Source organism: Streptosporangium sp. NPDC003464, assembly GCF_053588315.1.
Genome location: NZ_JBSFPS010000106.1, coordinates 1 through 19325, shown reverse-complemented (window position 1 = coordinate 19325; position 19325 = coordinate 1). Strand labels below are relative to the sequence as shown.

Here is a 19325-nt window from a genome sequence, read left to right as displayed (position 1 = left end):
CTCACGAGGTCGGTAGACACTCGGTCTCGCCTCTGACGGTGTACTTTCCCTTGCCTGGCGACTCCAAAATCATCTTTGTCTTGTACTCGTCGTTGGCAAGCTTGATAGGAGCGTCACCACGATCCTCAACAATGCGGTAGGGAGCTACCCTGGAAAGCGAGCCCAGCAGAAGGGTATTGAGACTGTCCGCCCCCCGTTGCTCCGCCCCATCCATAGCAGTGGCCGCAAAGGTCCGCTTGGCCTTGCCTTCGCCACAGGGAATATCACGTCCACCAGAATCGGTGATTTGGACATCCAAAGCATGGCGCTCTTTCATCAACTCAGTGATGTGCGCCTTGAGCGTTTCACCCGCCTCCGCCGCCGTAGGGCCACCGTCACCGCATCCGGACACCACCGCCAGCAACACAACCACGCACACCATGACGCCGCGCCGTACAGAACATGCCATGAATTCCTCCAGGGCTGGCCGGTGTGCCGTAGATCCAATAATGTCCAATGAAACCGCCGTTGTATCGGCATCCGCAGAGGAGATATATGAATCCTCGTCCGGAGGACCTGGTGCCCAACCCGCGGCGGCAGGTGCTGGAACAGACATTGGCGGAGGTCAGGGCGCGGGTCGCCATCCTGGAGGCGGCGCTCGACCCCGCCCACGGCCAGTTCACCGGCCAGCCCGTCTGGGTGGGCCCGACCGCCCGGCGGTTCGCCGAAGACCTCAGCGCCCGCCGCGTACGGCTGCGCCAGGCGGCCAGAAACCTCATCGACGCCCTCGAAGACGAGCTCCGATCAGTCCCCGCGAAGGTCCCGCCCTCCGCCGCACGGCACTGACGCATCAGAAAAGGGCGGACATGGCATTCGAGGGCCGGCTATGGATCAACGAGCCTGGCGAGTGGACCGGTGGGAGAGGGTCAGCGACGTGGGAGGACCAGTTCAGCGGAGACGGCCCGGTGGTCGGTCTCCGGAAGCCGGTGCACGTCGAATGAGCGGACGCCCACGCGCCGGTCGGCCAGAATGTGGTCGATCGTCACGGTGGGGATGTCGAAGCCGTTGAACTGCCGCGACCGGAACGGCCACGTGGTTGTGAGGCCGTCGCCCGTCGCGTCGGCGGCGTCCTGGTAGCCCGCGTCCAGCAGGTCGCGGATCCGGGCGTGGTCAAGTGTGGCGTTGAAGTCCCCCGCCAGCACCTGTACGGCACCGCCAGGGCGGGGCAGCGCCGCCAGGCCGTCCGCCCAGCACGGGAACCCCGTCTCATCACTCGGAGCGCAGGGATACACGGACACGATGCCGACGGGTCCCGCCCCCGGCACCTCCACAGTGGCCACCATCTGGCCGAAGCCGTACTCGATGGCCCGCCCCGGCGTGATCGCGTACCGGGCGTAGACGCCTGACCCACGTGGCCCCTCCAGCGCCAGTTCCGCCTTGTACGGCAGGAGCGTCGCCAGCCCCGCCTTCTGGAGCCCCTCCGCGGCCGATGGCGTCAGCTCCTGGAGGGCGAGGACATCGGGGCGGAGCCTCCGCACGAGATCGACAAGGACCGACGGAGGGACCGCCCCGACCTCCAGGTTGGAGGAGAGGATCCGTAACGCCGGGCCCGAGGGCGTCCGGCCACCGTCCGGCAGCGCACGCGGGACGACGCATGCCGCCAGCGTCGCGGTCACCACCAGGCTCACGGCCAGCGCGGCCCACCGCCTCGACACCAGCGCGACGAGCGGGGCGACCGCCGAGGCGAGGGCCACATAGGGCGTGAACGCCACGAGCTGCACCCATCGGAAGTGCACGTCGGCAGGGATCAGCCGGAGCCCCGCCCACACCGCGAACGGCGACACCACCAGCCAGGCGAGCACGCTCACCCAGCGCCGCCTCCGGCCCTGCGGGGCGACGGCCGGATCGGCACTCGCCGGCAAGGCCGTCGTCACCCTGGTGATCTCCTCGTCATGCATGATCCAAGCTTGCTGTACGAATGACGGCCGCGGCGGCCGATCGGACAGCCCACGGCGCCGTTCGGGGCGGAAGCCGTATAGCCACGGCATGAACGACGCAGCACACCTCCCGAAAGCCATCGAGGCAGAGCCGACGTCCAAGCGAGCAGAAGGATTAGTTCAGGTCCGGCCGGTATTTGGGCGGAGCAACGGCCGGGTCGACGACGCACAGGCGGTTGGCCGGGGTCGGGTCGATGCCGCGCAAGGCCACCAGGCGTTGCCCATCCGTCTCAGCAAGAAGATCCAGAGCGGCGGGCAACCCAGCGGCGACCGTGGCGATCGCAAGACCAATCCCGACCAGGCCGGGATGCTTGTGCGGGTATTCGATCCGATGCAGCCCGGAAGCGGCGATCGCCTCGACCTCCCTGGGACGCTGCATCTGCCGGGCGTCGTTGGTCAGGATGACGTGAAATCCCTCGGCCACCGCACGGGGGTAGAGGTGTTCATCCCGGGTTCCGGACCAGCGATCGAGATCGAGTAGATGCACGATCTCATGCCCCAGGACAAAAGCCGTGACGGCCTGGTGGAGCGGTCTGGAGACGTTCTCATCCAGCAGCAACCTCACGCCGCGCCTTGGGGGGATCGTAACTGTTGACGTAGTCGGCGAAATCGGCGGCATCCAGGGCCGCCGTAGCGGTGACGCTCGGGTAGTAGTCGGAGATCCGTTCCGCCGGAATCCCGTCCCGGAGCAGTGCGGCTACCTCGTCATAGGGGACGCGGGCGCCCTCGATCACGGGAACCCCGCCGCGGACCGCCGGGTCCACCGTCACGTGAGCGCGGGGTTGCAGCAACGCCGGGATGTGCCTGCCGTCACGATAGAACGGCTGCAGGACGTCGATCAGCTCATGGATGACCACGTTGGCCTTCTTCCGCACCAGGTCGACCGCCTGATCAGGCGCTGCCAGGTAGATGCTGCTGCCGTCGGCGACCAGTGTGTAGGACGACAGATGGCCGCTTTCCTTCAGATCATCACGGAGAGTGTCGAGTGCCTGTCTGATCTTCTGCAGTGAGGCGTCGTTACGCAGCTTGACGCAGGTCCGCAGCGCCACCACGTCGCGGAAGGAGTAGAGGACGGGGCGCGTGCTGGAGATCTCCGGTATCAACACCGCGCCACGACTCACGCCGGCCTTGCGCCAGTGTGCGAGCTGGCGCAGTGTGGCGCCCGAGAGCGCCGCAGCCAGTTTCGGGTCATAAGCCATCACCTCACCCCTCCCATCCTCTGTGATCCGCATCCCTGCCCGGCCATCATCGCAAATCTCTCTGAGCTGGTCAGGCGCTACGCGATCTCGTTCTCCATCGTTTCGGACACCGAGGAGCTCCGGTCCGTCCCGGCGAAGGTTCCACCCTCCGCCACCCGGCGTTGATCCCCATCAGGTCAGAATCCGGCCGGGGTCGACGTCACAATCGATCCCTTGGGCATGGCGGTCACACCCTCAGTCGGTGAGCCCCATGTAGGCGAACAGGTTTTCCTCGATCAGCAAGACGACCTGGGCCGGTAACCGCCCCAGGTAGTCGCCGAGCTCCTCCTTGAGGAAGGGCTGGGCGCATACTGTCCGCACCCAGCATTTGCTCGGGAGGTTGCCGAGTCCCTGGGCGAGCTTGACGCAGTATTCGGTCCTGAGCGTGGTGGCCGTCGACGTGGGGACGACGTACACCAGGGGCCAGGCGGCCTGCTCGTTCTTCGCGTCACCGCTGAGAACGATCACTGGCCGTTTCGGATGGAAGTTGCACTGGTCGTCGGGGGGGCATCGTGAGGGACAGGTCGGACACCAGGTGGACGTCACCCTTGCGGATGGATCCCTTCACTGATCATCCATTATCTTCGCGTTGGCCCGCCTCAGACCGTCTCTCGTCTCCAGGAACTCCGCTCTGAGCGCGTCGCCGACCCCCGGGTCGTCCTCCTGCGGAGGCCGGACCCCGCGCCGCGATCGGAACCGTTCACGAAGGACCCTCGCCTGCTTATGGCGCCGCGCTCGGTTGAGATCGAGCAGTGCTCCCCGCTCACCGCCCGCCCACGCCTCGACCATCGGGGCGGTCTCGTAGGAGAGGTCTTTCAGATCGATCGCGTTCTTGCCTCCGTGCAGGCGGACCACGTTCCGCACACACTCCATGTAGACCGGGTCGAGCGAATCCTCGATGTCAACGGTCAGGGAGAGCGCATGCGAGCTGTCCTCCGCGCTTCGCGTGTCGCGCCGCTCCACCAGCTCGCTCTCCACCACCCAGTCCTCGGCGCGGATGAGCGCGTGATCGTAGGGACCGCGATCGTCCCATCGCCAGGTAGCCCCGCTGAACTGGGTGCGCCCCGACTCGATGGCGTCCAGGTCGGCGAGATAGAGGAGCTTCGCCAGCTTCGCCTTGGTGATCTCGGCGTGCAGCTCGCGGGCCGCCTTCAGCACCGCGAGCACGGCGCCGGCCAGGGGATTGGGCGATTCGAGAGGTCTGCTCATCACGGCTCCTCCCCTGATCTGTCCCAATGCCACCGTACTCCTCGTCAGTCGTTTCCAGACGTGATCATCCGTGGCCTGCCGTAAACAGAGCGACGCCACTGTGTGAAGCCATAATCACAGTCAGCTATGACATTGTCAGGCGATCGGTGAGCATCGCCTCCAGTGGCCGTCAGGCCGGGCAACCGCGTCCCCTTCCCGCCCCTCCCCGGCCTCCGCCCGGCCTGGTCCGACGGCAGACGGCAGCAACCTCTTGTCCGGTGCTGACGAGAACATGTGATCCCATTCGCCTTTCATCGTCGCAGTTGGACGGAGAGGTGGTAGGGCAGCGTTCTATCGGCATTTGATTCCCCTTGTAGCGTGCTTGCATGAGGGATCTTGAAGAGCTGGCCGACAGGCTGCGGCAGTTCGCGCAGGCGAGGGACTGGGAGCAGTTCCACACGCCGAAGAATCTCGCGATGGCGCTGGCAGGAGAGGTAGGCGAGCTGCTGGCGGAGCTCCAGTGGCTGACGCCCGAAGAGTCCTCCAACGTCATGGACGACCCGGAGTCGGCCACGCGTCTCCGGTCCGAGGTCGCCGATGTCATGATCTATCTGTCCCGGCTCGCCGACGTATTGGGGATCGACCTCATCGACGCGGCTCACGCCAAGCTCGACCAGAGCGACAAACGCTATGCCGTTGAGACCTACCGGGGGTCTGCCAGAAAGGCACCACCACTCGTCTGATTTTTCCGGGTGATCGCTGTAATGTGCCTGGCGTAATGATGCGGCCCGACGGGCTTCCGCTGATCGGCTGATCACGGATACGCCCCCATACCGCACGAGTCTCTCGTGCTGCCTGGGGGTAGGTCCGTGACGGCATTTCGGCACTCCGCCGAAAGTCTGGCCAAGCTGGCGACCGACGATTCGATCCCCGAAAGACGGCTCAGCGAGGCCATCGCCGAACACCTCAGAAGAACAGTGCGCACCAATCCCTCCCAGGCCGAGCGCAGGTCCTGGGACCGCAGCCTTCCCGTCCTCGCCCGGGACCTGGTCGACGCCGGGTTGGGCCATGTCGAGATGCTGGTCGAATACCAGCTCCCACTGACCAGCAAGCGCGCCGACGTCGTGCTCGCGGGGGTGGACCGTCGTACGGCCGCAGATGCCTACGTCGTCGTGGAACTGAAGCAGTGGAGCCAGGCCGAGCTGTTCGAGAAAGATCCGAAGCTCGTGCTCGTCGAAGGCGCCCCGGGCGGCCCCAAGCTGCACCCCGCCCTTCAGGTCGAGGGCTACTGCGAATACATCGCCGACTTCGTCGGAGCTCTGGAGGGTCAGAGCGACGCGGTCAGAGGCGTGGCCTACCTCCACAACGCGGCTGACCTCGATGTCCAGGACCTCTACGCACGGGATCAGGGCGAGCGGAGCCGTCTGTTCACCAAGACCCGGCGCGGCGCCTTTCTCACCTACCTTCGCGATCAGTTCGCTCCCGAGTCCGGTGCTGACGCGGCCGACCGACTGCTCAGCAGTTCCGTACGTCCTTCCAAGCAGCTACTCAAACTGGCCGCCCAGGAGATCAAGGACCGGGAGCAGTTCGTCCTTCTGGCGGAGCAGCGGCTCGCGTATGAGATCGTCCTGAACGCCGTGGACAGAGCCCGCAGAGCGGACACGAAGGAAGTGGTCATCGTCACCGGCGGCCCCGGAAGCGGCAAGAGTGTCATCGCACTGTCCCTCCTCGGTGAGTTGTCGAGACAGGGCCGCTCAGTGCTGCACGCCACCGGGTCGCGGTCATTCACCGAGACGATGCGCCGCGTCGCCGGGAAGGGCTCCTCCAAGACCAAGAACCTCTTCAAATACTTCAACAACTTCATGCAGGTAGAGCGCAATGGTCTTGAAGCTCTCATCTGCGACGAAGCGCATCGGATCCGTGAGACCTCGGAGAACCGGTACACCCCGGCGCGACTCCGCAGCGGCCGCTTTCAGGTGGACGAGCTGATCGAGGCGGCAAGGATTCCCGTCTTCCTCCTGGATGAGCATCAGGTTGTACGGCCGGGCGAGATGGGCACCGTCGCGGAGATCAGGAGTCATGCGACGGCTCAGGGGTTGCGGGTCCGCGAGATATCACTCGACGAGCAGTTCCGATGTGGGGGCAGCCGCGCGTACGAGGAGTGGGTGCTGCGACTCCTCGGTCTGAAAGGCGACCGTCCCGAGTCATGGCTCGGAGACGACCACTTCGCGGTCTCACTGGCCGAGTCACCGCAGGAACTCGAGGCTCTCCTACGTTGGAGACTGGATGGAGGCTACTCCGCGCGCATGACAGCCGGCTTCTGCTGGAAGTGGAGCGATCCGCTTGACGACGACACGCTCGTACATGACGTCCAGATCGACGACTGGTCACGCCCTTGGAACGTCAAGGGCGACCGAGCCGTCGGCGACGCTCCGGCGAGCGCGCTGTGGGCCACCGTGGAGGGCGGTTTCGGGCAGGTTGGCTGCGTCTACACCGCGCAAGGCTTCGAATACGACTGGAACGGCGTGATCATCGGCCCGGACCTGCTCTTCCGTGACGGCGAACTCGTCACCGTCCGGAAGGCCAGCAAGGATCCGGCGCTCACGAAGCGAGGAGTAACGGATGAGCAGGCCGATCGGCTGATCCGCAACACCTACAAAGTGCTTCTCACGCGAGGAATGGTCGGGACCGCCGTCTACTCGGTGGACCCGGAGACCCAGAAGTTCCTTGAAGGTCTCGTTGAAAGCAGAACCGAGACCAGCGGACGATCAGGACCAGCCTGACCGCCGTCTCTCCGGCGCGCCCTCCGGCCCGCGGTAGGGGCGCTCCGGCTCCGGCCGGACGTCGACACCGACGCTGGTGGGGCAAGGGTTGTGGCTGACCCCGATCCGGCCGGCAGCGGCGCACCCTGGTCAAAGGCAGGTCAACGGGGCGCGGCAGAATGTGGGCCCATGGAAGCCCGCATCGCGATCGCCCCGTCCGCGGAGATGGGGGCGGCCTATGGCCGTGCCAACTCTCCTGACCTCGATCTGTTGCGCTCCAACATCGAGAAGGCCGTGTCGGCCGGTGGGGGCGTCAACGTGCCGCCGGCGGAGGCCGAGGGGCTGGTCTGGCTCGTCCCCGGGGAGCCGGAGGAACTGCGGGCGGCCCTGGACGGGCATCCCGGGATCAGGTGGGTGCAGTTCCCCTGGGCGGGGGTGGAGAAGTTCGCGGTGTCCGGGATCTTCGACCGGCCGGTGGTCTTCACCTGTGCCAAGGGGTCGTTCGCCGGGCAGGTCAGCGAGCACGCGCTCATGTTGACGCTGGCCTGCCTGCGCAGTGTCGTACGGCAGGCGCGGACGCCGCACTGGTCTGCGGTCGACCCCCGGTCCCTGCACGGCCGGCGGGTGACGATCCTCGGCGGCGGCGGCATAGCCACCGAGCTGGTCCGTCTCCTGCAGCCGTTCGACTGCCGGATCCGGGTGCTCCGCCGCCGGCCCGAGAAGGTCGAGGGCGCCGAGGAGACGCTGCCGCCCACGGCGCTGCACGCCGTACTCCCCGAGACCGACGTCCTGGTGCTGGCCCTCGCCCTGACCCCGGAGACGCGGCATGTCATCGGCGCCGCCGAGCTGGCGCTGCTGTCGGCGGACGCCGTCGTGGTCAACGTCGCACGCGGCGCGCACATCGACACGGACGCACTGGCCGGAGCCCTCCGGGACGGGACGATCTCGGCCGCCGGCCTGGACGTGACGGACCCCGAGCCGCTCCCCGAGGGGCACCCCCTGTGGAGCGACCCCAGGGCCCTGATCACCTCGCACTGCGCGGACTCCGCCGAGTACGTCATGCGGATGCTCTGCGAGCGGGTCGAACGGAACGTGCGCCGCCTGCGGAAGGGGCTCCCGCTGGAAGGAGTGATCGACCCCGCCACGGGTTACTGACCGTCTCACCGGACGGCTGTCCTGCCGGACGACCGCCCTGCCCGACGACTGTCCTGCCGGACGACCACCGCACCAGACGATCTCCCTGCCGGACGGTCGTCCTGCTGAACGGCTGCCTCGCCGGACGGCCGCGCTGTCGGGCGGGCCGGCGTTCGGCCGTGGGCGTGGGGCGGACGGCGTGCGGAGGGGCACGGGGGCAGGCGCCATCCGGGGTGTGACACCGTGGACATATATCTCATGAACCGCATGCGCCTCCTCCACCGCAGGGGACGCCGATACGGAGTGGAGAGACCATGTCGAACCCGCCGCTTCCCGAGGAAGCCGTAGCCATGCTGAAGAGGCCGAATCCCGCCGTCATCGCGACGCTCCGGTCCGACGGCCAGCCGGTCTCCACGGCCACCTGGTATCTCTGGGACGACGGCCGGATTCTGGTCAACATGGACAAGGGCCGCAAGCGGTTGGACCACATACGCAACGATCCCCGGGTCACCCTCACCGTGCTCGACGAGGACAACTGGTACACACACCTCAGCATCATCGGGCACGTCGCCGAAATACGTGACGACACGGATCTGGCCGACATCGACCGGCTGGCCCAGCAGTACCTGGGGAAGGAGTATCCGCGGCGGGACCGCGACCGAGTCAGCGCCTGGATCGAGATCGACCGCTGGCACGGCTGGGGCACGCTCAAGGACAACAGCCAGCCCGGCTGAGGCCCGTCCCCGCCGGGACATCGGTGGTCGAGGTGACCGGCGGTCCGCCTCACGCTCCGACGATGGGTACGGCGCCCGTCGCGGTGGCGGCCATCTCCTGGTAGACGGACGGGTCGGTGGTGAAGGCGCCGAGCGGGGTGGTCTTGTTGGTGCCGTGGTAGTCGCTGGAACCGGTGATCCGCAGATCCAGGTCGCGGGCGAGCGAGCGCGCGTGCGCGCGCTCGGCCGCCGGGTGGTCCGGGTGGTCGGCCTCGATGCCCCACAGGCCCGCCGCCGCGAGTTCGGCGACCAGCGCGTCGGGCACGACGTGGCCCCGGACGCCCGCGCGCGGGTGCGCCAGCACCGAGACGCCGCCCGCCTCGTTCACCAGGCGGAGCGCGGTGAAGACGTCGATGTCGTCCTTGGCCAGGCGGTAGCGGTGGCCCAGCCACTGCGGGCCGAAAGCCTCGTCCACGGTCGCGACGAGGCCGCGCCGGACGAGCGCCTGGGCGAGGTGCGGGCGTCCCACCGTGCCGCCGGCCGCGTACGCGTTCACCTCGGGGACCGTGACGTCGATGCCGTCGGCGTTCAGCAGCGCCACGGTCTTCTCCGTCCGCCGCTCGCGGGACCGGCGCACCCGGGCCAGCTCCGCGGCCAGCGGCCCGTGTCCGGGATCGAACAGGTAGGCCAGCAGGTGCAGCCCCACCGTCGGCCCGCCGCCGTACCACCGGCCCGACAGCTCGGCGCCGCGCACCAGCGTCAGCCCCGCGGGCAGCGCGGCCGCGGCGGCCTCCCATCCGGCGGTCGTGTCGTGATCTGTGAGCGCCACCACGCCCAGCCCGGCCGCGGCGGCCTCCCTCATCAGGTCCTCGGGGGAATCCGTGCCGTCGCTGGCGGTGGAGTGGGTGTGCAGGTCGATCCGCATGCCGCCAGCCTCTCAGCAATCGGGCCGGCCCGGGGCCGAGGCCCAGCCGGACGGGGCATGCGGACGGGGCACGTGGTGGGCAGGACATGTGGTGGACAGGGCATGTGAGCGGGGCACGTGGCGGACAGGGCATGTGAGCGGGACGTCCGCGGTGCCCCGACGGTGAGGGGGCCGAGGCCGGCACGCACGCCGGCACGTTCCGGCCCGGCCGGGCATGCCCCCTACCCGGCCCATGGGGCATGAACGATCCGCGTACCCGGCCCATATCGACGGCGAACGTCCTGTTTAGGGCTATTTATCGGTAGTCATGAGGATTTTGCAAAGATTTGTACGGCCTGCGGGCATGGCCAGACAGATCGCGGGGACGGTGACGCGATGACATCGGAACTGCTGGGGCACGTAGCGCTCCCCGGGGACGTCGCGTCCGTCCCGCAGGCCCGGCTGTACGTCCGCGATCTGCTCGGAGCCATCGACCACGACCGGCTGGACGACGCGCTCCTCCTCGTCACCGAACTGGTGACCAACTCGGTGCGGCACTCCGACTCCGGACGCCACCCCAACGGACAGGTGACGGTGATCGTCACCAACCGCGCCGAGACGATCCAGGTCGACGTGACCGACCAGGGATCGGCCAGCCACACGCCCCATGTCCACACGGATGTGGACTGCGACAGCGGCGGGATGCGGGGGCTGTGGCTGGTGCAGCAGCTGGCCTCGGCGTGGGGGTGGCACGACGCCCCGGCCGGACGCGTGGTCTGGTTCCGGATGGCCAAGCAGCCGTCGGAGCGCCCCGGGCCGGCGGCTCATGGAAGCTCCCCCGCCGGTCCCGGCGCGCCGATCCCGGGCCTCCCCGACAACGGCACACCGGTCCCAGATCTCCCCGATCACGGCACACCAGTCCCTGATCTCCCCGATCACGGCACACCCGTCCCGGGCCTCCCCGACAACGGCACACCGGTCCCGGATCCCTCCGACAACGGCGCACCGGTCATGGCTCTCTCCGATCACGGCGCGCCGGTCATGGACTCCGCAGACCGTTGATCTGTCCCGCGCGGCCGTTCGGGATCTCGGCTGATCTGCCCCGCCCAGCCGTCCGGGATCTCAGCGGCCGTCGGCGCCGATCACGCGTGCGGCGGCGAGGTAAGCCGCGAGCAGGCTCTCGGCGACCGCCGTCACGGTCTCGTCCCCCGGCAGGAATCCCGGACTGTGCAGGCCCGACGAGGTGTCGGTGCCGACGAACATCATCAGCGACGGCACGGCCGCGGCGAAGTAGGCGAAGTCGTCGGCTCCGCAGGAGCGCAGGACGGCGGGCGCGTGGTGAGCGCCGCCCGGGACGAGGGCGAGGAGGCGGGCGGTCTCCTCGGCGAGGCGGGCGTCGTTGACGAGCACCGGCTCCCCGCGTGCGATGAGCACCTCCGCCTCGCAGCCGTGGGCACGGGCGACCCCGTCGGCGATCACGCGGAACCGGTCGTGGAGCTGCTCACGCCAGACCTCCGACATCGTGCGGAGGGTGCCCCGGGCGACGGCGTCCGCCGGGGTGGCGTTGGGGGCGGTGCCCGCCGCGACCGTCCCGAAGGTGACCACGGTCGGCGTCATCGGATCGGAGTCGCGGCTGACGAGCTGCTGCGCGGCCACGATGATCTGGGCGAGCGCCAGGACCGGGTCGCGGGAGAGCTGCGGGTAGGCCGCGTGCCCGCCCTGGCCCCGCACGATCAGCGTGAACTCGTCGGCGGAGGCGTTGACCGCGCCGGGCGTGCAGGCCGTCTCGCCGGCGGCGAGCACCGGCTGGACGTGCGCGGCAACCATCGCGCCGATCCGGTGCCGGTCGAGCGCGCCGGACTCGACGATGTCGAGGGCTCCGGAGGGATAGGTCTCCTCACGCGGCTGCAGCACCGCGACCATCGGCGCGGGCGCTCCCACGCGGTCGACCGCCCTGGCCAGCGCGGCCAGCGCGGCGAGGTGGACGTCGTGGCCGCAGGCGTGCATGGCGCCGTTGCGCGCGGCCCAGGGGACGCCCGTCTCCTCCACGATCGGGAGGGCGTCCAGCTCGCCGCGGACCCCGACGGCCGGGCCGTCGCCGCCGATGCGGACCAGCGCGCCGGTCTCGGCCACCCGCTCCAGCCCGGTGCCTGCGGGCAGCGCGTCCAGCACGCGTTTGAGCGTCGGCTCCTCCAGGCCGGACACGTACGGCTCGGCGTGCAGCTCCCGCCGCAGCTCGCAGGCGTCGGGCAGCTCGGCGTGGAGCGCGGCACGGAGCCGCTCGTGAATGCCGCTCACGCGTCCTCCCCCAGGCCGTAGACGCGCCGGGCGTTCTGGGAGCCGATCATCGTGGCGACCCGTACCGCCTGCTCCGGGCTCCACTCGCCGTCGGCGACGAAGTCCGACAGGACGCGGGTCATCGCGCGCCGCCAGAGCAGGGCGCCCAGGTGGTGCAGTTCCGCGGGCCCCCAGGCGTCCGAGGAGAAAAGGATCTTGGCGAACGGGGCCAGCTCCAGGCTCTCGGCCACGACGGCCACGCTGCGCGCCCCGGTGTAGTTCACTCCCAGGCCGACGTCGAAGTAGACGTACGGGTAGACCTGGGCGAGGTAGCCGGCGTTGCGGTGGAACGGGTAGCAGTGCAGCAGGAGCAGCGGGACGCCCGAGGGCTCGGCCAGCTCGATGAGCCCGCGCAGCAGCAGCGGGTCGGAGCGGTGGAGGTCGACGTCGGGATCGCCGTACCCGATGTGGAACTGCAGCGGCAGGCCGCGCTCGATGCCCTTCCAGATGAGGTGGCGCAGCAGCACCGGGTCGTCGACGCGGATCCGCCCGGTCCGCTCGGCCGTCCGCAGCCAGCGGCCGGCCGCCGCCGTCACCTCGCCGGAGGTGGGCGGGCTGGGGTCGAAGTCGAGCCCGTGGCGGTAGGCGACGATCGTCTTCAGCCCGCGCGCCGTACGGCTGCGCTCCCAGAGGGCCGCCTCGAAGGCGGCGGCGAAGCCGGCGGCGTCGGTCCCGTCGGCGACCACCCGTTCGGCGACCGCCTCCAGCCGGACGACCTCGTCGGCGGGCCTGCCGGTGACGGCGGCCATCCGCGCCGGGTCGAGGATCTCGTCCCCGCGGTAGCCGGTCTCCACCAGGAAGTGGCCGATCCCGCTGGCGGCGAGCAGGCGCCTGTTGACCTCCTCGGTCCCGAGTTCGGTACGGCGGGCGAGGTAGGTCTCGGGGTCGGGGTGCGGGTCGAGGCCGAGCACGGGCGCGCAGTGCCGCAGGACGGCGAACCCGATCTGGGAGTCGAACTGGGTCATCCAGGCGGGCACCGGCCGGTCGGACTCGGTGATCAGCTCCTCGAACTCCCGCCGCGACACGTCACCGGCCAGGGCGCCGTGCACGTGGTGGTCCACCAGCGGGATCGCCTCGATGACCTCCTCCAGGGAACCGGCCCGCCCCACGGCGCCGGCCCGCTCCAGGGGCCCGGCATGGCCCACGGCGCCGGCCCGCTCCGGGGGACCCGGCCGCTCCGGGGACCCGGCCGGCCCCACGGCCCCGGCGCGCGCCAGCGGGTTGAAGGACTCGGGGGTGAGGGACTCAGTGGACATCGGCGATCCTCCGGCAGCGCTCGGTGTCGTCCTGCCCGGCCAGGGCGGCCAGCTCGGCCCGCTTGACCGCGAGGTAGGTGGTCAGCAGGTCGGGGGCGAAGAAACCGCTCACGACGTCGTCCTTCTCCAGCTCGTTCAGCGCCTCCTCCTGCGTCCGCGGGAGCGGCGGCACTCCGGAGAGCTCCTCCTCGGTGGCGGTCTCCGGCCAGACGACGGGCTCGGGGTATCCACGCCTGACCCCCTCCAGCCCGGCCCGGAGCAGGACGCCGAGCGCGAGCCAGGGGTTGGCGGTGGCGTCCGCGGCCCGGTATTCGAGGTTGTGCTGGGCTCCGGCGTCCGGCCCGGTCCCCGGGCAGATGCGGAGCATGGCCTCCCGGTTGCGCTCGGCGAGGAAGGCCCCGCCCGCGCTCCACCGGTGCGGGGTCAGCCGCAGGAACGACACCGGGCTCGCGGCCGTCACGGCCGTCAGCGCGGGGGCGTGGCGGATGATCCCGGCGGACAGGCGCGTCCCCAGTTCCGACAGCCCGCCCGGCCGGGACGGGTCGTAGAGGACGGGGTCGCCGTCGGCGTCGCGGAACGACAGGTGGATGTGCACGCCGTTCCCGCTGCCCGCCGGGTCGGGGAGCGGGGCGAAGCAGGCGCGGAGCCCGCGCCGCCGGGCGAGGTCGCGGACGAGCTCGCGCAGCAGCACCGCCCGGTCGGCGGCGACGAGGGCCTCCGCCGGACTGAGCGTGATCTCGTGCTGCGCCTCGCCGTACTCCGGCAGCCAGGTCTCGGGGGCGAGGCCGGCCTGCTCCAGGAGCGTCACCAGGTCGGAGCCGAACGGCTCGGCGGTGCGGTACCTCTCGAAGGAGAACGGCGGCGAGGGCGGCAGGCCGGCCAGCGTGAACTCGTGCTCGAACGAGGCGATCACGGTGACGCCGAGCTCGGCGCGGAACTCCTCGACGGCCGCGGCGAGGAATCCGCGGGGGCAGCACTCCCAGGGCGTGCCGTCGGGCAGTGTCTGGTCGGCGAGATACAGCCGCGTGCCGGGCAGGTCGCCGTCGGCGGGGATGTCGACGCGGGTGGCGGGGTCGGGCATGAGCCGCAGGTCGCCCGCGGAGCCGAACACGTTGTCGGCGATCGACCCGAAACCGGTGATGGCCAGGTCTGCGGGGACCCAGCCGGTCCCGCTCCGCAGCAGCGCCTCCTCCCGGGAGGCGGGTACGGCGCGCCCGCGGAGCTGCGCGGCCAGGTCGCAGGTCGCGGCGTAGACGGTGGGTGCTGCGGTCATGGCGGGTCGTCGCTCCTGGTGCTGTCGCTGTGGTTGTCGGGCCTGTTCCCGGTCCGGTCCGCCGGCCCTTTCATCGGCCTGTCCGCCGATCTGCTGCCGGAACCGCTCCCGGGAGGGGGACGGGGAGGGCGTCATGGCCGGGCCGCCTTCTCGGGGGCCTCGGGGGCCTCGGGAACAGGGCTCTGGGACCCGTCGGCGGGACCGTCGGCCTGGGTCAGCTCGGCGGTCAGCCGCTCACCGATCCGGCGGGCCAGCTTCGGCGCGGCGAGCACGGCCGCCATGCCCGCCAGGCACCAGGCGGCGGCGATCCACGGGAAGTAGCTGAGCGGGCTGTCCTGTCCCACTGACTGGTTGTAGAAGACGAAGCACAGGTAGGCGATGGCGAGCACCGGGATCACGATCTCGTGCCGGGGGATCTTCCCGCGCCCGGAGAGGATAAACGCGATCACACCTGCCCCGGCGACCGCGTAGGCCACCAGCAGGCACAGCACGCCGAGCGTGGCGAACCAGTAGTAGGCGTCGAAGGCGTGCACCCCGGTGAGGTCGAGGATCACGTCACCGGCCACGGCGAGGACCAGCGCGGCGACCAGCGCGACGGTGGGGGAGCCGGTGCGCCGGTCGGTGCGGGCCAGGGCGCCGGGACCGAAGCCGTCACGGGCCAGGGCGAACATGAGCCGACTGGCCGCCGCGGTCGAGCTGATCGAGGCCGCGAACGCCGACGCCACCGCGGTGAAGGCGATGACCAGCGAGAACCACGTGCCGATGTAGGTCTGCGCCAGCGCCGACAGGGAGGACTCGGACCCGGAGAAGGCGGCTACCCCCTTGTCGTCGGTGCCGAAGCCGATGGTCTGGGCGAACATCACGAAGACGTACAGGCCGCCGGTGAGCAGCACGCTCCCGGCCAGAGCGCGCGGGACGTTGCGGCGCGGGTCGGCGGTCTCCTCGCCCAGCGACGCGCACGCCTCGAAGCCCGCCCACGACAGGAACGCGAACACCGTGGCGGTCATCACCGCGCTCATCGTGGTGCCGCCCAGCCCGAACACCGACAGGTCGAGCGTCTGCCCGCCGGGCGCGTGCCCGGCCCCGGTGCGGATGACGATGATGGCGCTGAGCACCAGCATGCCGACGATGCCGACGCCCTCGACGATCAGCAGGGTCCGCGCGGTGATGCGGGACTCGCGGGAGTTGACGGCCCAGACGCCGACGGCCGCGACCGCGGCCACGACGGACCACGGGATGTGCAGGGACAGGCCCAGGGCGGCGGCGAACGCCTCGGCGAACACCGCGGTCGCCGCCAGCGTGCACACGGCGAAGAAGATGTAGGTCCCCAGCAGCGCGAACCCGCCGAAGAACCCGGCCCGCAGGCCGAGGGTGACCCCGGCCAGGGCGTAGACCGATCCGGCGTGGTTGAAGTGCCGCGTCAGCCGTACGAACCCGTAGGCGACCAGTGCGACCCCGACCAGGCCCAGCACGAAGACCAGAGGTACGGCCTTGCCGACCGTGGCCGCCACGCCGGCGCCGTTAAGGGCCATGGCGAGGGTGGGGCCCATGAGCCCGACGGACAGGGCGAGCGCCTCCCAGAGGCGGAGCTTGCGAGGCGGACGCAGTTCTTCGGTCACGGCACCTCCTGATGGTGACGGCAGCGCCGGCGGCGGTCGCGGCCGGCACTTGACGATGAAACATAGCTTTCATGAAGACCATCAACAAGAATTCATGAAAGATTTGTTACATCTCCGTCGCCGGAGGCACCCGGCCGGAGGCGGCGCACGGCCGGAGGCGGCCCCTGCGGGAGGCGGCATTCACTCGACAGTGGCGGCAGCCAGCCAGTGGCGGCGTTCACTCGACGGTGACGTCACCCTGCCGGAGGCGGCGTTCACTCGACGGTGACGTCACCCACGATCTCCTCGCACTGCCGCAGCCGCTCCTCCCCCTCCTTCCCGAGCCGGGCCATCACTCCAGCGACCACCGTCTCCACCAGCGCGAGCGCCGGGACAAGGCTGTCGAACGGGCTCGGCGCCTCGACCCGGACCGGGATCACGAGGTCGGCGGCCTCCGCGGCGGGAGACAGCCACGGGTCGGTGAAGAGCACCACCTTGGCCCCCCGGTCGTGCACGCGGCGGGTGAACTCGACGACGTCGCGCTGGTAGCGCCGGTAGTCGAACACCACGACGACGTCACGCCGCCCGACGTCCACGGAGAACGCGGCCAGGCTCTCGGGCCGCGGGTCGAGCACGCGGGTGCCGGGCCGCAGCAGCCGCAGGTGCAGGTCGAGATACTCGGCGAGGATGTGCGAGAACCGCCCGCCGATCAGCGCGATCCGGCGGGCCGGGTCGGCCAGCAGGTCGAGCACGGCCTCCACCTCGGGGTCCGACAGCGCCGCGAACGACTCGTCCAGCCGCTGCCGGAAGATCGCCCCGGCCGACACCCGCAGGGAGGCCGGGGCCACCCCGTCGCCGAGCTGCTGGGCGAGCGTGAGCGGCGAGGCCCGCCGCGCCTCGATCTCGTCCCGGAGAGCCTGCTGGAACGCCCGGTATCCGGCGAAACCGAGCCGGGCGACGAAGCGGACCACGGTCGGCGCGCTCACCCCCGCCCGCTCGGCCAGCCGCGCCGCGGTCTCCAGCCCGGCCGTGGGGTAGCTCGCCAGCAGGGTCCGGGCGACCAGCCGCTCCCCCGCCGAGGCGCCCTCCAGGCTGCGCCGGACCCGCTCGGCGACGGACACGAAGATCTCCGACCCGTCCCCGGACGCGCCGCCCGGCTCCGCGCCGGCCACACCGCCCGGTCCTTTCCCCGGCGTGCCGCCTCCGTCCGCCCCCTTCCCCGACGTGCCGCCTCCGCCCGGCCCTCTCCCGGACGCCGCCCCTCGCGCCGTCCTCCCGCTCTCACCGGTCATCGGAACACCTCTCGGCCGTTTCGCGTCGTCCAGTCCCTCATTCTGGCCGGTCGGCGGAGGCGGGCAGGCACGCCGATCACAAGCGGGCGCGACCGGGCGCGCGCTGCCGGCCGAGCAGCCGCCCGGCACGCCGGCCGGACGGAACACCGGGCAGCGGACGGAACACCGGGCGGCGGGCGTGCCCGGCACCGCCACCGGCCATCACACCCGCTACATGGACATCCGGTATGAAGCGCCAGAGGGCCACTCCAGGGCCGCTATCTGCGGCGTTTCCGGCAAAATGCCCATACCGCGAAGTTATAGAAACTTGTAGGGTGTTCCGTTCTCTCGGCTGAATGTCAGCTTTGTTGAAGTCCAGGCTGCCAGGTTCCGGCCAGTTCCCCGCGGCGGTGTCGCACGGCGCCGGTTCGACCGGCTCCGCCCGTGCCGCGCGCGCTCGACAGGTTGCATCCAGGCACATCCCCCCGGAGGCCAAGGAGGCCATTGTGGACGCCGAGAACACCCACGACGAGAACACCGAAGGACAGCAATCCAGGGGCATCAGCCGGAAGACACTGCTGAAGGCCGCCCTGATAGCCCCGGTCCCGCTGCTGATCGGCCAGGCCCCCGCGCTGGCCCGCAACGCGCTGGGGACGGGCGAGCTGCTTGAGCCCACGCCGTTCTGCGACGACGGCGACGCCCCGACGATCGCGCAGACCGAGGGCCCCTACTTCAAGCCCAACTCGCCCCTGCGCAGCACGCTGACCGGCGCCGGCGTCCCGCTGACCGTCAGCGGCTACGTGTTCGGCCGTTCGTGCCAGCCGATCGCCAACGCGCTCCTGGACTTCTGGCAGGCGGACAACAACGGCGCCTACGACAACGTCGGATACACCTTCCGCGGGCACCAGTTCAGCGACGCCCAGGGCGCGTTCAAGCTGACCACGATCGTGCCGGGCCTGTACCCGGGCCGCACCCGGCACATCCACGTCAAGGTCCAGGCCCCCAACCGGCCGGTCCTCACCACCCAGCTCTACTTCCCGAACGAACCGCGCAACAACACCGACACGATCTTCAACCCGTCGCTGCTCATGAACGTGCGCACCGTCGGTTCCGGGAAGGAGGCGAGCTTCGACTTCGTGCTCAACATCGTCGGCACGCCGACCCCCACCCCGACGCCGACCCCCACCTCGACGCCCGGGGGCACCTGGAAGGCGGGCACGAGCTACCAGGCCGGCGACCAGGTCACCTACAACAACGTCACCTACCGGTGCCTGCAGGCGCACACGGCCTATGTCGGCTGGGAGCCGCCGAACGTCCCGGCCCTGTGGCAGCGCGTCTGACGGACCGGCCCGCACGGAGCGGCCCGTCCTGACCTGATCTCCCGCCCCGGACCCCGCCGGCGGGTGGAGACCCGGACGCCTTCATCCCCCGGTGAAGGCTGGGGCCTCCGCCTACCGCCGGAGGCCGGAGTCCGCACCCGCCTGTGTCGGGTGGGGGCTCCCCACCCGCCCGGTGGAGGCCAGGGGCGGGACGCGCCGGTCCGGCGGCCTGGGGGCCGGGCAGGTAGGTGAGCTGCCCGGCGGCCGCCGACCGGCCGCCGCTGTCCGCCGACTGAGGAAGAAGGCGCGGGAGGCCCGGGCGGCCGGGTCGGCGGTGACGCCCTGGTCGTGGGAGC

The 19325-nt window shown here is 70.3% G+C and carries 20 protein-coding genes; 8 read left to right on the top strand and 12 right to left on the bottom strand.

Annotation, left to right across the window (positions count from 1 at the left end):
* Position 1: 1 nt before the first annotated feature.
* Positions 2–412, bottom strand: coding sequence for a hypothetical protein (locus ACWDS7_RS23440; protein WP_451931006.1), 411 nt, complete (start codon positions 410–412; stop codon positions 2–4).
* Between the two features lie 122 nt (positions 413–534).
* Here ACWDS7_RS23440 and ACWDS7_RS23435 point away from each other — a divergent pair, with 122 nt between their 5' ends.
* Positions 535–825 (top strand): hypothetical protein, encoded by a 291-nt coding sequence (locus tag ACWDS7_RS23435; protein WP_451931005.1) that lies wholly within the window; start codon positions 535–537, stop codon positions 823–825.
* A gap of 80 nt (positions 826–905) precedes the next feature.
* Here ACWDS7_RS23435 and ACWDS7_RS23430 read toward each other — a convergent pair whose 3' ends face one another.
* The 5 genes from ACWDS7_RS23430 to ACWDS7_RS23410 form a co-directional block, all read right to left on the bottom strand.
* Positions 906–1937 carry an endonuclease/exonuclease/phosphatase family protein gene (locus ACWDS7_RS23430; protein ID WP_451931004.1) on the bottom strand — a complete coding sequence of 344 codons (1032 nt, stop codon included), beginning with the start codon at positions 1935–1937 and terminating at the stop codon, positions 906–908.
* Positions 1938–2091: 154 nt separating this feature from the next.
* Positions 2092–2541, bottom strand: a complete 450-nt coding sequence (locus tag ACWDS7_RS23425) for a PIN-like domain-containing protein (RefSeq protein WP_451931003.1) — start codon at positions 2539–2541, stop codon at positions 2092–2094.
* Positions 2522–3175, bottom strand: a complete 654-nt coding sequence (locus ACWDS7_RS23420; RefSeq protein ID WP_451931017.1) for a DUF433 domain-containing protein — start codon at positions 3173–3175, stop codon at positions 2522–2524. The genes ACWDS7_RS23425 and ACWDS7_RS23420 overlap by 20 nt, the downstream gene beginning before the upstream one ends.
* A 234-nt stretch (positions 3176–3409) precedes the next feature.
* The gene (locus ACWDS7_RS23415) at positions 3410–3682 is read right to left on the bottom strand and encodes a hypothetical protein (protein ID WP_451931002.1); all 273 of its coding nucleotides are present in this window, start codon (positions 3680–3682) and stop codon (positions 3410–3412) included.
* A gap of 96 nt (positions 3683–3778) precedes the next feature.
* A complete protein-coding gene (locus ACWDS7_RS23410) occupies positions 3779–4423 on the bottom strand; it encodes a hypothetical protein (protein ID WP_451931001.1) in 645 nt (214 codons plus the stop codon).
* 365 nt (positions 4424–4788) lie between these two features.
* On the opposite strand from ACWDS7_RS23410, the gene ACWDS7_RS23405 reads away from it, so the two are divergent.
* The 4 genes from ACWDS7_RS23405 to ACWDS7_RS23390 all read left to right on the top strand — a co-directional run bounded on the left by ACWDS7_RS23405 (position 4789) and on the right by ACWDS7_RS23390 (position 9032).
* Positions 4789–5145 (top strand): nucleotide pyrophosphohydrolase, encoded by a 357-nt coding sequence (locus ACWDS7_RS23405; RefSeq protein WP_451931000.1) that lies wholly within the window; start codon positions 4789–4791, stop codon positions 5143–5145.
* A 126-nt stretch (positions 5146–5271) separates the two neighbouring features.
* The gene (locus ACWDS7_RS23400) at positions 5272–7185 is read left to right on the top strand and encodes a DNA/RNA helicase domain-containing protein (RefSeq protein WP_451930999.1); all 1914 of its coding nucleotides are present in this window, start codon (positions 5272–5274) and stop codon (positions 7183–7185) included.
* A 168-nt stretch (positions 7186–7353) separates the two neighbouring features.
* Positions 7354–8319, top strand: a complete 966-nt coding sequence (locus ACWDS7_RS23395; RefSeq protein WP_451930998.1) for a D-isomer specific 2-hydroxyacid dehydrogenase family protein — start codon at positions 7354–7356, stop codon at positions 8317–8319.
* Between the two features lie 293 nt (positions 8320–8612).
* The gene (locus ACWDS7_RS23390; RefSeq protein WP_451930997.1) at positions 8613–9032 is read left to right on the top strand and encodes a PPOX class F420-dependent oxidoreductase; all 420 of its coding nucleotides are present in this window, start codon (positions 8613–8615) and stop codon (positions 9030–9032) included.
* Positions 9033–9081: 49 nt separating this feature from the next.
* On the opposite strand, the gene ACWDS7_RS23385 is transcribed toward ACWDS7_RS23390, so the two are convergent.
* Positions 9082–9936 carry a PHP domain-containing protein gene (locus ACWDS7_RS23385; protein ID WP_451930996.1) on the bottom strand — a complete coding sequence of 285 codons (855 nt, stop codon included), beginning with the start codon at positions 9934–9936 and terminating at the stop codon, positions 9082–9084.
* Positions 9937–10311: 375 nt separating this feature from the next.
* Here ACWDS7_RS23385 and ACWDS7_RS23380 point away from each other — a divergent pair, with 375 nt between their 5' ends.
* Positions 10312–10977 (top strand): ATP-binding protein, encoded by a 666-nt coding sequence (locus ACWDS7_RS23380; RefSeq protein WP_451930995.1) that lies wholly within the window; start codon positions 10312–10314, stop codon positions 10975–10977.
* A gap of 60 nt (positions 10978–11037) precedes the next feature.
* On the opposite strand, the gene ACWDS7_RS23375 is transcribed toward ACWDS7_RS23380, so the two are convergent.
* From ACWDS7_RS23375 to ACWDS7_RS23355, 5 genes are all read right to left on the bottom strand, one after another.
* The gene (locus tag ACWDS7_RS23375) at positions 11038–12213 is read right to left on the bottom strand and encodes a M20 metallopeptidase family protein (protein WP_451930994.1); all 1176 of its coding nucleotides are present in this window, start codon (positions 12211–12213) and stop codon (positions 11038–11040) included.
* Positions 12210–13508 carry an amidohydrolase family protein gene (locus ACWDS7_RS23370; RefSeq protein ID WP_451930993.1) on the bottom strand — a complete coding sequence of 433 codons (1299 nt, stop codon included), beginning with the start codon at positions 13506–13508 and terminating at the stop codon, positions 12210–12212. The genes ACWDS7_RS23375 and ACWDS7_RS23370 overlap by 4 nt, the downstream gene beginning before the upstream one ends.
* A complete protein-coding gene (locus ACWDS7_RS23365; RefSeq protein WP_451930992.1) occupies positions 13498–14781 on the bottom strand; it encodes a glutamine synthetase family protein in 1284 nt (427 codons plus the stop codon). The genes ACWDS7_RS23370 and ACWDS7_RS23365 overlap by 11 nt, the downstream gene beginning before the upstream one ends.
* Before the next feature lie 131 nt (positions 14782–14912).
* Complete coding sequence (locus tag ACWDS7_RS23360; protein ID WP_451930991.1) at positions 14913–16400, bottom strand: APC family permease; 1488 nt, start codon at positions 16398–16400, stop codon at positions 14913–14915.
* 254 nt (positions 16401–16654) lie between these two features.
* Positions 16655–17551, bottom strand: a complete 897-nt coding sequence (locus ACWDS7_RS23355) for a MurR/RpiR family transcriptional regulator (protein WP_451930990.1) — start codon at positions 17549–17551, stop codon at positions 16655–16657.
* Positions 17552–18156: 605 nt separating this feature from the next.
* Here ACWDS7_RS23355 and ACWDS7_RS23350 point away from each other — a divergent pair.
* Positions 18157–18990 carry a carbohydrate-binding protein gene (locus tag ACWDS7_RS23350; protein ID WP_306865409.1) on the top strand — a complete coding sequence of 278 codons (834 nt, stop codon included), beginning with the start codon at positions 18157–18159 and terminating at the stop codon, positions 18988–18990.
* Positions 18991–19081: 91 nt separating this feature from the next.
* A partial coding sequence (locus ACWDS7_RS23345) for a hypothetical protein (protein WP_451930989.1) occupies positions 19082–19325 on the top strand: 244 nt, incomplete at its 3' end.

What these genes read in the sequence shown, in the direction of transcription:
- ACWDS7_RS23435 (WP_451931005.1), top strand. Translation starts at nt 535, where the DNA reads ATGAATCCTCGTCCGGAGGACCTGGTGCCCAACCCGCGGCGGCAGGTG.
- ACWDS7_RS23430 (WP_451931004.1), bottom strand. Translation starts at nt 1,937, where the DNA reads ATGCATGACGAGGAGATCACCAGGGTGACGACGGCCTTGCCGGCGAGT.
- ACWDS7_RS23420 (WP_451931017.1), bottom strand. Translation starts at nt 3,175, where the DNA reads ATGGCTTATGACCCGAAACTGGCTGCGGCGCTCTCGGGCGCCACACTG.
- ACWDS7_RS23410 (WP_451931001.1), bottom strand. Translation starts at nt 4,423, where the DNA reads ATGAGCAGACCTCTCGAATCGCCCAATCCCCTGGCCGGCGCCGTGCTC.
- ACWDS7_RS23405 (WP_451931000.1), top strand. Translation starts at nt 4,789, where the DNA reads ATGAGGGATCTTGAAGAGCTGGCCGACAGGCTGCGGCAGTTCGCGCAG.
- ACWDS7_RS23395 (WP_451930998.1), top strand. Translation starts at nt 7,354, where the DNA reads ATGGAAGCCCGCATCGCGATCGCCCCGTCCGCGGAGATGGGGGCGGCC.
- ACWDS7_RS23390 (WP_451930997.1), top strand. Translation starts at nt 8,613, where the DNA reads ATGTCGAACCCGCCGCTTCCCGAGGAAGCCGTAGCCATGCTGAAGAGG.
- ACWDS7_RS23385 (WP_451930996.1), bottom strand. Translation starts at nt 9,936, where the DNA reads ATGCGGATCGACCTGCACACCCACTCCACCGCCAGCGACGGCACGGAT.
- ACWDS7_RS23380 (WP_451930995.1), top strand. Translation starts at nt 10,312, where the DNA reads ATGACATCGGAACTGCTGGGGCACGTAGCGCTCCCCGGGGACGTCGCG.
- ACWDS7_RS23370 (WP_451930993.1), bottom strand. Translation starts at nt 13,508, where the DNA reads ATGTCCACTGAGTCCCTCACCCCCGAGTCCTTCAACCCGCTGGCGCGC.
- ACWDS7_RS23365 (WP_451930992.1), bottom strand. Translation starts at nt 14,781, where the DNA reads ATGACCGCAGCACCCACCGTCTACGCCGCGACCTGCGACCTGGCCGCG.